General features: G+C 66.4%; 11 protein-coding genes and 1 pseudogene. 10 read left to right on the forward strand and 2 right to left on the reverse strand.

Going from position 1 to position 12,306, the window contains the following annotated elements; all coding sequences use genetic code 11:
* Window positions 1-28: 28 nt before the first annotated feature.
* From pdhA to ON44_RS06530, 3 genes are read left to right on the forward strand one after another with little or no spacing between them, the layout of a single operon-like run.
* Entirely contained in the window at window positions 29-1,141 is a 1,113-nt protein-coding gene (gene pdhA, locus ON44_RS06520) for a pyruvate dehydrogenase (acetyl-transferring) E1 component subunit alpha (RefSeq protein WP_040687021.1), read from the forward strand.
* Entirely contained in the window at window positions 1,138-2,109 is a 972-nt protein-coding gene (locus ON44_RS06525) for an alpha-ketoacid dehydrogenase subunit beta (protein ID WP_040687023.1), read from the forward strand. Before pdhA ends, ON44_RS06525 begins: the two co-directional genes overlap by 4 nt.
* A gap of 25 nt (window positions 2,110-2,134) precedes the next feature.
* Window positions 2,135-3,481 (forward strand): dihydrolipoamide acetyltransferase family protein, encoded by a 1,347-nt coding sequence (locus tag ON44_RS06530; protein WP_083897684.1) that lies wholly within the window; start codon window positions 2,135-2,137, stop codon window positions 3,479-3,481.
* On the opposite strand, the gene ON44_RS06535 is transcribed toward ON44_RS06530, so the two are convergent.
* Window positions 3,482-4,171 carry a DUF899 domain-containing protein gene (locus tag ON44_RS06535; protein WP_040687045.1) on the reverse strand — a complete coding sequence of 230 codons (690 nt, stop codon included), beginning with the start codon at window positions 4,169-4,171 and terminating at the stop codon, window positions 3,482-3,484. It abuts the gene before it with no gap.
* A 201-nt stretch (window positions 4,172-4,372) separates the two neighbouring features.
* On the opposite strand from ON44_RS06535, the gene ON44_RS06540 reads away from it, so the two are divergent.
* Together ON44_RS06540 and ON44_RS06545 are read left to right on the forward strand one after the other, a co-directional pair.
* Window positions 4,373-4,735, forward strand: coding sequence for a hypothetical protein (locus tag ON44_RS06540; RefSeq protein ID WP_040687025.1), 363 nt, complete (start codon window positions 4,373-4,375; stop codon window positions 4,733-4,735).
* Window positions 4,736-4,853: 118 nt separating this feature from the next.
* The gene (locus tag ON44_RS06545) at window positions 4,854-5,543 is read left to right on the forward strand and encodes an HNH endonuclease family protein (RefSeq protein WP_083897689.1); all 690 of its coding nucleotides are present in this window, start codon (window positions 4,854-4,856) and stop codon (window positions 5,541-5,543) included.
* A 4-nt stretch (window positions 5,544-5,547) separates the two neighbouring features.
* Here the strand turns inward: ON44_RS06545 and ON44_RS06550 are convergent, their stop codons facing one another.
* Window positions 5,548-6,366 carry a sulfurtransferase gene (locus ON44_RS06550; RefSeq protein ID WP_444543889.1) on the reverse strand — a complete coding sequence of 273 codons (819 nt, stop codon included), beginning with the start codon at window positions 6,364-6,366 and terminating at the stop codon, window positions 5,548-5,550.
* 176 nt (window positions 6,367-6,542) lie between these two features.
* Here ON44_RS06550 and ON44_RS06555 point away from each other — a divergent pair, with 176 nt between their 5' ends.
* From ON44_RS06555 to ON44_RS52355, 5 genes and pseudogenes are all read left to right on the forward strand, one after another.
* Window positions 6,543-7,760: a benzoate/H(+) symporter BenE family transporter gene (locus tag ON44_RS06555; protein WP_051181632.1), complete on the forward strand. Its 1,218-nt coding sequence runs from the start codon at window positions 6,543-6,545 to the stop codon at window positions 7,758-7,760.
* Window positions 7,761-7,794: 34 nt separating this feature from the next.
* Window positions 7,795-8,202 (forward strand): DUF3224 domain-containing protein, encoded by a 408-nt coding sequence (locus ON44_RS06560; RefSeq protein WP_040687026.1) that lies wholly within the window; start codon window positions 7,795-7,797, stop codon window positions 8,200-8,202.
* Window positions 8,203-8,257: 55 nt separating this feature from the next.
* The gene (locus tag ON44_RS06565) at window positions 8,258-11,065 is read left to right on the forward strand and encodes a DEAD/DEAH box helicase (RefSeq protein WP_040687053.1); all 2,808 of its coding nucleotides are present in this window, start codon (window positions 8,258-8,260) and stop codon (window positions 11,063-11,065) included.
* A complete protein-coding gene (locus ON44_RS06570; protein ID WP_040687028.1) occupies window positions 11,062-11,829 on the forward strand; it encodes an SWIM zinc finger family protein in 768 nt (255 codons plus the stop codon). Before ON44_RS06565 ends, ON44_RS06570 begins: the two co-directional genes overlap by 4 nt.
* A 344-nt stretch (window positions 11,830-12,173) precedes the next feature.
* Window positions 12,174-12,306: pseudogene (locus ON44_RS52355) on the forward strand (M24 family metallopeptidase); the annotation flags it as partial.

Raw genomic sequence — 12,306 nt, forward strand, 5'->3', positions numbered from 1 at the left:
TGTGCTCGTGGTCAGGAGGCGATCCCGAATGACGAACAAATCCGACTATCCGGTTCAGTTGGTACAACCCGACGGCCGCCGCGTACTCGACCGAGAACACGCCGCCCTGATCGCCGACATCGGGCCCGCACAGCTGCGCGCGATGTACACAGACCTGGTCGTGACCCGCCGGATCGACACCGAGGCAACTGCTCTGCAACGCCAGGGCCAGCTCGGACTGTGGGCGCCGATGATCGGGCAGGAGGCCGCCCAGGTCGGCTCGGCATACGCCTTGCGCCCCGACGACTACGTCTTCTGTAGCTACCGCGAGCACGCCGTCGCCTACTGCCGCGGCGTCCATCCCACCGAACTCACCCGGATGTGGCGCGGGGTCGCGCACTCCTGCTGGGATCCCGAAGCGGTCAATATGACCAACCCGAATATCATCGTCGGCTCGCAGGGCCTGCACGCGACCGGTTACGCCTACGCCGCCCACCTCGACGGCGCGGAGATCGCGACCATCGCCTACTTCGGTGACGGCGCCTCGAGCCAGGGCGATCTCGCCGAGGCACTGGGCTTCGCCGCGAGCTGGAGCGCCCCGGTGGTCTTCTTCTGCCAGAACAACCACTGGGCGATCAGTTCCCCCGTCCGCATCCAGAGCGCGACCCCGATCGCGCGGCGCGCCTACGGTTATGGAATACCCGGCCTCCAGGTCGACGGCAATGATGTGCTCGCCGTCCTCGCGGTCACCAGGCAGGCCGCCGCCCGCGCTCGCACCGGTGGCGGACCGTCGTTCATCGAGGCGCTCACCTATCGGATGGGTCCGCACACCACCGCCGATGATCCGACGCGCTACCGCTCCGCCGCCGAGACCGAGGAGTGGGCGCGCCGCGATCCGATCGCGCGGCTGCGCCGACTTATGGAACGAGAGTCTCTATGGGACAACGCATTCGAGCGCCATGTCGATGCGACCGCCGACGAAGTCGCGCAACAGGTGCGCACCGCGACCATCGATATGCCGGATCCGGCGCCGGCGCAGCTATTCGATCACGTCTATGCCACCCCGCATCCGCTGATCACCCAGGAGCGGAACGAGTACGCGGAATATCTGGCCGGCGACCCCGGTGCGAGTGCCGCGCGACCGGAAGGAGTCCCCACATGATCACGACCTTCGCCGCAGCGCTCAATGCCGGGCTGCGGCGGGCCATGGACGACGATCCGAAAGTCGTTCTGATGGGCGAGGATATCGGCCGCCTCGGCGGGGTGTTCCGGGTAACCGATACGCTGCAAAAGGATTTCGGGAACAACCGCGTCATCGATACGCCGCTGGCCGAATCCGGCATTGTCGGAACGGCTTTCGGTATGGCGCTGCGCGGCTACCGGCCGGTCTGCGAGATTCAATTCGACGGCTTCGTCTATCCGGCTTTCGATCAGATCGTTTCGCACGTCGCCAAGATCCACTATCGGACGCAGGGAAAGGTGATCGCGCCCATTACGATTCGCATTCCGTTCGGCGGTGGAATCGGTTCGGTGGAGCATCACTCGGAGTCGCCGGAGGCGTATTTCGCCCATACCGCGGGACTGCGCGTCGTGACGCCGAGCAATCCCGCCGACGCGTATTTCATGATCCGCCAGGCGATCGCGCTCGATGATCCGGTGATCTTCTTCGAACCCAAGCGGCGCTACTGGGATAAGGCCGAGATCGATTTCGACGCCGAGGCTATCCCGCTGGACCGAGCCCGAGTCTGCGTCAGCGGTACCGATGCCACCGTCGTCGCCTACGGCGGCACCGTGGCTTCGGCCACTACGGCCGCGAAAATCGCCGCAGAGGAAGGGCATTCGCTCGAGGTGGTCGATCTGCGCAGTTTGTCGCCGATCGATTTCGACACCATCGAGGCCTCGGTGGCCAAGACCGGCAGGTTGATCGTGACGCACGAAGCGCCGGTCTTCGGCGGGCTCGGCGCCGAGATCGCCGCGCGGATCACCGAGCGCTGCTTCTACTACCTGGAGGCGCCGGTGCTGCGCGTCGGTGGCTTCGACATCCCATACCCCCCGGCTAAGCTCGAAAAGCACCACCTGCCCGATCCGGACCGGATCCTCGCCGCGGTCGATCGCTCACTCGCCGCCTGATTACCGCTCACTGAGAGGTGCCCCAGTGGAAGATCGTGCCCCCGAGGAAGATCAGGGCAATATCCTGGAATTCCGGCTACCCGATCTCGGCGAGGGACTGACCGATGCGGAGTTGGTGGCGTGGTCGGTGGGCGTCGGCGATACCGTGCAGCTGAATCAGACGATCGCCGAGGTGGAGACGGCCAAGGCAGTGGTGTCGCTGCCGTCGCCGTTCTCGGGCACGGTGATCGAATTGCTCGCTCGGCCCGGCGAGACGATTGTGGTGGGGGCGCCGCTGATCCGGGTGCGCAATGATCTGGCGGTCGCGCAAGATGAGGCGAACGGGCGGACATCGGTGCTGGTCGGATACGGGCCCGAAGGGGAGACGGTGTCCCGGCGGCGCAGAAGGGTTGCGGAACCGACTGCGCCGCAGGAGAGTTCGACCGTCGATCCGGTCGAGTCGGGAATGGCCAGGGCTGCCGCGACCCCCGGCGCGCGCAAACTCGCCAAGGAACTCGGCATCGACCTCTGGTACGTCGCGGGTTCGGGCCCCGACGGTGCGGTCACGGTCGAGGACGTGCGCGGCGCGGTCCCGGTATCGCAGCCGCGCGCTGCGGCGACCCACACCGACGGCCCGGCCGCGCCACCGCCATCGGTCACCGATCCGAATGCGGGCATCATCCGCCCCGCATCCCGCGAGGAACGCACCCCGATCAGTGGCATCCGCAAACGCACCGCGGCCGCCATGGTGGCGAGCGCGCGCACCATCCCGCAGGCCAGCACCTTTGTCACCATCGACTTCACCGCATCGATGGAACTGCTCGACCACCTGCGCACCACCAAAACCTTCGAGGGGCTGACGCTGACACCGCTGGCCTTGGTCGCCAAGTCCGTCCTCGCCGCCCTCGCGGAATATCCCGGCATCAACGCATTCTGGGACGAAGCGAATCAGCAGATCGTCACCAAGCACTACGTGAATCTCGGCATCGCGGTCGCCACCGAACGCGGCCTGCTGGTGCCCAACCTCAAGGAAGCCCAGGCATTGAGCCTGCGCGAACTGTGCCGGGAGATCGGCTGGCTCGCCGAGACGGCGCGTTCGGGCCGCGCGACTCCGACCGACCTGCGCGGCGGCAGCTTCACCATCACCAATGTCGGCGTCTTCGGTGTCGACGCCGGTGTTCCGCTGGTCAATCCGGGCGAGGCCGCGATCCTGTGCCTCGGCTCGATTCGGAAGCGCCCGTGGGTATTCCGTGACGAACTCGCCATCAGGTGGGTCACCACCATCGGCATCAGTTTCGACCACCGGATGATCGATGGTGAGCTGGCAGCGCGCTTCCTCGCGACCGTCGCCGGATTGCTCGAGGATCCGCTCACGCTACTGGGCCGGATGTAGTCACGCCCCCGGGTCGCCGTAGTGCGCGGCGATGTCTTCGGAGCCGCTCCATCGGCTGTAGGTCGGCGATTGCGGCCACCCCTCGGGCGAGTCCTGCCACTGCTCCTGCCGCCCGTACGGCAGCACGTCGATCAGCGCGAAGCTGTGACCGATCTGCTCGGTGCCACGGCCGTTGGTGTGCCAGGTGCGATAGACCGTATCGCCGTCGCGCAGGAATACGTTGACCGCGAATCCGCCGCCGGGCGGTGCGCCGACGTCGGTGCCGAATGGACTGTTCGCCGTGGAATACCAGGCCATTTTGTTCCCGACCCGCCGCTTGTACGCGAGCGCCTCGTCGATCGGCCCCTGGGTGACGATGACGAACCGGGCATCGTAGTTGTCCAGGAACTCCAACCGGGTGAACTGCGAAGTGAACCCGGTACAACCACCGCACTGCCACTTCTCGCCCGGGAACCACATGTGGTTGTAGACGATCAGCTGTGACTTACCGTCGAAGATATCCGCCAGCCGCACCGATCCCGCCTCGCCCTCGAGGGTGTATTCGGGCATTTCGACCATCGGCAGGCGCCGCCGCTGGGCGGCGATCGCATCGAGTTCTCGGGTCGCCGCCTTCTCCCGGACACGCAGCTCATCGAGTTGGCGCTGCCAGGTGTCGGCATCGACGACGGGCGGCAGGGCGTTGTCGCTCATGAAGTCCTCCCTGATCATTTTGCGTTTGCAGATATAGACGCGGCCCGGTCGCCGAACTAATCGGTCGCCGGAAAAATCCCTGAACTCGCCGAGATGGACCAGTTACTACCCCTTGGCACCATTTTCGGAACATACTGGTATATCCGCTGGTCATCGCATGAGAACCGCAGTTGGGCGTCAACGGAAAGCGGAGGGCAAAGCATGACGATTCTGCTCCAGGTACTCGAGCAGAGCTTCACGCCGACCACGCCGTGGGAACGGCGCAAATTCACCTTTGTCAATGCCGACAAGATCGTCGGCATGCGACTGGACGGACAGTCCGGCGTCTGGCTGGACTTGTCCCGGCCCGGTGAATCACAGCGACTGGCCCGAACCCTGGACCCGCGTGACGCCGTCACGTTCCTGCTCACCACCTTCGCGAAGATCGCCGAGTGCGAGGAGCGCGGTGGTTCGTGGCTGATCGGACACGACGGCGCGCACACCGAGTCCATCGTGGCCACCAGATTCCCACCCCGGAGCAGTGAAGTCGCCAATGACGATCTGCTGGCTCGCGCCTGGCTGTGACGGCTGAACGGCTCCGAGGCGCTGCGGCCGGGTTCTACGAATGTCGGTCCATACGGGTACATCTGGCACCGTGCGTGCCGACATTCGACGATGGTTGCCTGCCCTGATCGCGGCGGCGATGTTCGCGCTGTCCGGATGCGCCGAGGTGGGCGGTGGACCGGTCGCGCCCGCATCCGGCAGGGGGACGGCCGCTGGCGGGGTGGGTGAACTCGGCCTGACCAGGGTTCAGCTCGAGCAGCTGCTGGCGTCGGTGCGAGTCGTTGCCGTACGGGGACATCCCGGCGGTTATGAGCGCGGTTGCAAGGACGGACAGCGGTGCGTATTCGGACCCTCATGGACCGATGACTACGACGGCCCCGCTGGTCACGACGGCTGCGATACCCGCAACAACGTACTGAGCGCGCAGCTGACCGGGGTGAGTTTCCGACCGGGCACCCACGGCTGCGTGGTAACCGCAGGCACACTCGATGACCCCTACACCGGCAGGCGGATCACCTTCAGTAAGGCCGATGCGGGCGATATCCAGATCGACCACGTCTATCCGCTGGCCGCTGCCTGGGATATGGGTGCGGTGTCCTGGCCGCTCGAGCGGCGGCTGCGTTTCGCCAACGATATCGACGTGAATCTGCTGGCCACCGCAGCGACTGCCAACCAGGCCAAGGGGGACAGCACACCGTCGGAATGGACACCGCGCACGAACGATTGTCTCTATGCGGGCAAATACCTGACGGTCGCGGTCCAGTACGACCTACCGGTGACCGCCGCCGACAATGCCGTGCTGAACGACATTGCCCGCTCGTGCCCGTAGTGAGCTATGCCCCGGTGGCGACCGGGCGTTTCGGGTCGTTCGACCATTGCGACCACGAGCCCGGATACAGTGCCGCCTCGATGCCTGCGGCGGCGAGTGCGGCGATCTGGTGGGCTGCGGTCACACCCGAGCCGCAATAGACCGCGACCGGCCCGGACCCGAATGCGGCGAAGCGATCTTGCAAAGCGTCTACGCCGCGGAACCGTCCGTCGGCGTCGAGGTTCTCCGCGGTCGGTGCGCTGATCGCGCCCGGAATGTGGCCCGCCTGCGGATCGACCGGTTCCACCTCGCCGCGGTAGCGTTCGCCCGCGCGTGCGTCGAGCAGTACGCCGGACCATTTGGCGGCCGCATCGGCATTGATGACCGGCAGCTGCCCCGGATTCACCTCGACGTCACCGAGTTCGGGGTCGTCCTCCGCGCCGGAGGCGATCGCACCGCCCGAACCGGTCCACGCGGGCAGACCGCCGTCGAGAATCCGCACGTCCGCGATTCCGGCCCAGCGCAGCAGCCACCAGGCCCGCGCCGCCGCCATGCCGCCCGTCGCGTCGTAGACGACCACCGGATCGCCGGTCCGCAAACCCCAGCTGCGCGCGCATTTTTCGAGCTGCGCGGGATCGGGCAGCGGATGCCGCCCGCGCGCGGGGGACGGCGGTGCGGCCAGCTCGGTCTCCAGATCGACGAAGACCGCGCCCGGAATATGTCCGTCCAGATAATGCTGCGGGCCGTCCGGATCACCGAGCGCCCACCGCACATCGAGTAGACGAACCCGCTTGTCCGCCAATACTTCCCGAAGTTCATCCGCCGAGATCAGTACCGCGCTCAACAAAGCTCCCTATTCCGAATCCGCACTCGAGAGCACCGACGTTCCCCACCCTACGCACAGACGCGCAGCGCTGTCAGCGCGCTGCGAAAGTACCGACGGGTAGGACCGTGCAATTCAGTCCAGTTTCCAGCAACTGGCTGTGACAACTGGACTGATGACCCGGGAGGATTCCAGAAATGCCCAGGCTTTCCCCGGCGCTCGCCGACACCCCGACACCGGTCCACCGTGAGGCGCGGCTCGCACAGCCGGTCGGGGCCGGTGTCGTCACCGCGCTGGTCGGATTCACCAGCTCATTCGCGGTGGTGCTGAGCGGGTTGACGGCGGTCGGGGCCACGCCGGCACAGGCGGCGTCGGGACTGCTCGTGCTCTGCCTCACGCTGGCCATCGGGATGATGCTGCTGAGTTATCGGTATCGGTTGCCGATCACACTGGCTTGGTCGACGCCGGGTGCGGCACTGCTCGCCAGCACCGGCGCGGTCGCCGGTGGCTGGGCCGCGGCAGTCGGGGCGTTCGCGATAACCGGTGTGCTGATCGTGATCACCGGACTGTGGCAGCGGCTCGGCAATCTGGTTGCCGCGATTCCGGTGGAGATCGCGCAGGCCATGCTCGCCGGTGTGCTGCTGCCGCTGTGTCTCGCGCCGGTGAAGGCCGTGCAGGCCAGTCCGGCGGTGGTGGTGCCGGTGATCGTGGTGTGGCTGGTGCTGCAGCGATTCGCCAAGCGCTGGGCGGTGATCGCGGCCTTCGCGACCGCTGCGGTCGGCGCGGGTATCAGTATCGCGGTGCAGCACAAGCATCTCGACCTGGCGGCGATGCGCCCCTCGCTCGAACTGACCGTGCCGCACTGGAGTTGGCAGGCGATGATCGGTATCGCCATTCCGCTCTACATCGTCACCATGGCCTCCCAGAACATTCCGGGCACCGCCGTGATGAAGTCCTTCGATTACCGAGTCCCTTGGCGCGCTTCGATGTCCGTCACCGGCATCGGCACCGTTCTTGGCGCACCGGCAGGTGGTCACGCCATCAACCTGGCCGCGATCAGTGCCGCGCTCTCGGCCGCCCCTGCCGCCCATCCGGATCCGAAGCGCCGCTGGATCGCGGCCTTCACCGCGGGTGCCTCCTATCTGATTCTCGCCCTCGGCTCGGCGGCGCTGGTTACCCTGATCGCCACCGCGCCCAAGGGCACGCTGGAAACGGTTGCGGGACTTGCCCTGCTGGCGACGCTCGCGGCCGCCCTTGCCGGAGCCCTGAAATCCGAGCAGCACCGTGAGGCGGGTGTTGTCACCTTCCTGATCGCCGCGTCCGGCGTCGGGTTCCTCGGCGTCGGTGCGGCCTTCTGGGCATTGGTCGTGGGTCTTGTCGTGCGCAAGGTGCTCGCCCATCGCCAAGACTCGTGAGTAGTTGTCGGTACCCGCCGATACGCTCCGCCGCATGAAAGCAATCGGCACGTTCGCTGTCGCCTCCTTCACCCCAACCGATGTCGTGCCGGATCCGGCCATCGCCACCGCGCTGCCGGTCGGCATCGCGCACATCGAGAAGGAATTCGCGGGCGAGATCACCGGTCGGTCCGCGACGCTGTTCACCGCCGCCTTCGACCAGGCGACGGGGGCGGGGACGTATGTCGCCATGGAATCGTTCGAGGGCTCGCTGCACGATCGCGCGGGCAGCTTCAACTTCGCGCATTCGGCGACCACCCGCGGCGCCGACCGCACGGCCGAGTTCTTCACCATCGTGCCGACCAGCGGCACCGGTGAGCTGGCCGGTATCACCGGCACCGGTGGTCTCACCGTCGACGCCGACGGTGTGCACCACATCTGGTTCGATTACGAACTCGACTGAGCGACGGGCGAGGATGGCCGCAGCGTCTGTCGGACCCGCCTGATTGGATGGGGTGGTGCTGCACGGTCTGTGGTCGCCGGGATCGGGCTTGCTGCTCTGGCAGGAGGCCCCGGTCGCGCTACCCGAACCGTTGGGCGCGGTACTGAAAGCGTCGAAGTTCCGGCATCGGGCGCAGGTACTGGTCAGCGGGTCGCAGGGGGTGACCGAGCAGGTCAGAGCGCATGCGATGGTGCCCGCGGCGGCCGCGGTCGCGCTGCGACAGCGGCTGCCGGTCGATGCGGTTTCGGGGGATCTGCGGTTTCTCGCGCATGTGGCGCACGGTGTCGAGCGGTGGGTGCGGGCCGGGCGGGTGGTGCCCGAGCTGCGCCGCGACGACGGGCAGTGGTGGGTGCGCTGGCGTTTGGTCGGCGGTGAGCGTCAGCGTGCCTGGCTGGCGGAGTTGGCGGTGGCTATGCCGCCCGCACTGCGCGTCGCGGGGAAGCCGGGGACGCTGCTCGAGGATATGGTCACCGAACTCGCCGATCCGATCGTCCGGGAACTGATGGATCCGCCGCCGTCGGCACATCCGCTGGTGGCCGCACTCATCGATGACATCGCCCTGGATGGCGGCAGTCATCAGCTGGCCGAGGTGCTGGAACGCTGGCGGGCGAGTCTGACCGGGGACGAGCCCGAGTTGGTGCTGCGCCTGCTGGAGCCCGAGGGCGATATCGCGCTCGGCGAGGCCGATACCGAGGCCGATGACGTGGTGGCGCTGTGGCGACTGCAGGTCTGTCTGCGCGCCGATGGTGAAGCGCCGAATCCGGTTCCGCTGCTCGGTGATCCGGTGCTGGTCCGCACCGCGATCGAGAAGCTGGGGGAGGCGACGCGGGCCTATCCGCGCCTGCGCGACCTGCCGAACGATCCGCAGTCGATGGATCTGCTGCTGCCGACCGAGGTGGTCGCGGATCTGGTCGAACACGGCGCATACGCGCTGCAGGCGGCGGGTGTGCGGTTGTTGCTGCCGCGCGCTTGGAATATCAGCGCCCCGACCATGCGGCTACGTGTGGAGAGCGCCGTTCCCGCCGCCGAGAGCACCGTCGGTATGCGCGGACTCGTCTCCTACCGCTGGGAACTCGCCCTCGGCGATACCGTGCTGACCAAGGCAGAGATGGAACGGCTGGTTCGCTCGAAGTCGGATCTGGTGCAGCTGCGCGGCGAATGGGTGCAGGCCGACCACAAGATGCTGGCCGCCGCCGCCCGCTATGTCGCCGCCCATCTCGACGACACCGAAATCACCTTCGCCGATCTGGTCGGCGAACTCGTCACCGGCCATGTCGAGAAGGTTCCGATCACCGAGGTCAGCGCAACCGGTTGGGCCGCGGATCTTTTGGACCAGACCCGCGACCCGGTACCGGTGAGTCCGCCGGTCGGTTTGAAGGCGCAGTTGCGGCCGTATCAGGAGCGTGGGTTGGCCTGGCTGGCCACCATGAGTCGCTACGGGGTGGGCGGAATCCTCGCCGATGACATGGGCCTGGGTAAGACAGTGCAGGTCTTGGCCCTGCTCGTGCACGAGCGCGAGGGGACCGACGGTTCCGGGCCGACGCTGCTTGTGAGCCCGATGTCGGTCGTCGGCAACTGGCAGCGCGAGGCGGAGCGATTCGCCCCTGATCTGCGGATTTTGGTGCATCACGGTGTCGGTCGCAAGTCGGGTACGGATCTGGACGAAGCCGTTGCGGCCGCGGATCTGGTAATCACCACCTATTCGCTCCTGGCAAGGGACGCAGCCGAATTGGCGCGGCAGCAGTGGGATCGCGTGGTGCTCGACGAGGCGCAGCACATCAAGAACGCCGGAACCAGACAGGCGAAGGCAGCGCGGGCCGTACCTGCCCGACATCGGTTGGCGCTCACCGGAACTCCGGTGGAGAACCGCCTCGAGGAATTGCGCTCGATTCTGGACTTCACGATGCCGAAGGTGCTTGGTAGCGCACAGACTTTCCGTGCCCGGTTCGCCGTTCCGATCGAACGCGATCGGGACGAGAACGCCATCAGCCGGCTGCGCACCGTCACGCAGCCGTTCGTGCTACGCCGGGTGAAAACCGATCCCGCCGTCATCAGCGATCTGCCGGAGAAACTGGAGATGACGGTGCGCGCCAACCTGACCGTGGAGCAGGCGGCGCTGTACCAGGCGGTCGTCGACGACATGATGGCCAAACTGAAGGATGCGAAGGGTATGGCGCGCAAGGGCGCGGTACTCGGCGCGCTGACCCGGCTCAAACAGGTCTGCAACCATCCCGCGCATTTCCTCGGCGACGGCTCCGGCGTGCTGCATCGCGGCAATCACCGCTCCGGCAAACTCGCCCTGGTGGAGGACGTCCTCGATGCGGTGCTGGCCGACGGCGAGAAGGCATTGCTGTTCACCCAGTTCCGCGAATTCGGCGAGCTCATCGCGCCCTATCTGACCGAGCGCTTCGGTACGAAGATTCCGTTCCTGCACGGTGGCGTGCCGAAGAAACAGCGCGACACCATGGTCGAGCGCTTCCAGGAACCGGATGGCCCACCGCTGATGCTGTTGTCGCTCAAGGCCGGTGGCACCGGCCTGAACCTCACCGCCGCCAACCATGTCGTGCACCTGGATCGTTGGTGGAATCCGGCCGTCGAGAACCAAGCCACCGACCGCGCCTTCAGAATCGGTCAGCAGCGCAATGTGCAGGTGCGCAAACTGATCTGCGTCGACACCATCGAGGAGAAGATCGACGAAATGATCAGCGGCAAACGCCAACTCGCCGATCTGGCCATCGGTGCGGGAGAGAACTGGATCACCGAATTGAGCACGGACGAACTGCACCGGCTCTTCACTCTCGGCGCGGAGGCGGTCGGCGATTGAGTCCCTTCGAGGATTACAGCAAGTACGGCAAACGCCGCCCGGTGCGCGGCGGGGTCGAAGCACGCAGTCGCCGTGGCGGATTCGGACGCACCTGGTGGGGGAAGGCGTTGATCGAGGCGGTCGAGCAAATGGCCGAACCCGGTCGACTCGCGCGCGGTCGCACCTATGCCAGGGCCGGACAGGTCGTGAGCTATCGGATCGAACCCGGTGCGGTCACCGCGGAAGTCCAAGGGAGTCAGCCGCGCCCGTTCACCTCGGTATTCGCCATCCGGCCACTGCGCGACGAGGAACTCGAACTGCTCATCGAGACCATCCGGACCACGCCGGGCGTACTGGCCGAAATCGCCTCCGGTGCGCTGCCGACGAGTCTCGGCGAGCATCTGCTTCCGACAACGGCCGCGGATCTCGACTTCTCCTGCACCTGTCCGGATCCCGGCTGGCCGTGCAAGCACGTGGCCGCGGTCTGCTATCTGCTCGCGGAACGTCTCGATGAGCGTCCTCGCGAAATCCTCACCCTGCGCGGCCTCGACCTGGACACCCTCATCGTCGGCATCGAACGTGACACAGCGCCGACAGTTTCCGACGACCCCTACGGCGACCGAATCCAACTGCCCGACCTCCCGAAACTCGAATTCCGCCCCGCCATCGATGATCTGGACCCGACCTTGCTCCGCCGCGCACTGTGCATGATCGCCGAGGACGAACCGACGGCCGCGGCCGGACTGCGCGATATCCGCGCACTCTACGAAGCTTTAGATCGCTGATCTCGGTTCAGTTGGTAGTGTGGGGTGTGCAGCTTCGGTACAACTTCCGCTTGTATCCCACTGTGGGGCAACAGCGGTCGTTGGCGAAGGCGTTCGGGTGCGCTCGCGTGGTGTTCAACGACGCATTACGCGCGCGGCACGAAGCGTTCGAAGCCGGGCAGCGGATCCGCAACGGCGAATTGTCGAAGCGACTCACCGAGGTCAAATGCACGCCGGAGCGGGCGTGGCTGACCGAAGTGTCGTCGGTCGTTCTGCAACAGGCGCTCGCCGATCTGAACACCGCCTACCGCAACTTCTTCACCTCGGTAACGGGCAAGCGCACAGGTGCCAAGGTCGCGCCGCCGAGGTACAAGGGTTTTCCGAAGTCGTGCTGCACCTCGCTGAACGAGGTGATCTGCCACGGCATTCCGGACTCGACGGTGAATCGAGGACGGCGACATCGTCAATATCGACGTGACCGCCTACATCGACGGCGTG

The organism is Nocardia vinacea NBRC 16497 (genome assembly GCF_000308835.1).
Lineage (GTDB): Bacteria > Actinomycetota > Actinomycetes > Mycobacteriales > Mycobacteriaceae > Nocardia > Nocardia vinacea.

What these genes read in the sequence shown, in the direction of transcription:
- pdhA (WP_040687021.1), top strand. Translation starts at nt 29, where the DNA reads ATGACGAACAAATCCGACTATCCGGTTCAGTTGGTACAACCCGACGGC.
- ON44_RS06525 (WP_040687023.1), top strand. Translation starts at nt 1,138, where the DNA reads ATGATCACGACCTTCGCCGCAGCGCTCAATGCCGGGCTGCGGCGGGCC.
- ON44_RS06535 (WP_040687045.1), bottom strand. Translation starts at nt 4,171, where the DNA reads ATGAGCGACAACGCCCTGCCGCCCGTCGTCGATGCCGACACCTGGCAG.
- ON44_RS06540 (WP_040687025.1), top strand. Translation starts at nt 4,373, where the DNA reads ATGACGATTCTGCTCCAGGTACTCGAGCAGAGCTTCACGCCGACCACG.
- ON44_RS06545 (WP_083897689.1), top strand. Translation starts at nt 4,854, where the DNA reads ATGTTCGCGCTGTCCGGATGCGCCGAGGTGGGCGGTGGACCGGTCGCG.
- ON44_RS06555 (WP_051181632.1), top strand. Translation starts at nt 6,543, where the DNA reads ATGCCCAGGCTTTCCCCGGCGCTCGCCGACACCCCGACACCGGTCCAC.
- ON44_RS06560 (WP_040687026.1), top strand. Translation starts at nt 7,795, where the DNA reads ATGAAAGCAATCGGCACGTTCGCTGTCGCCTCCTTCACCCCAACCGAT.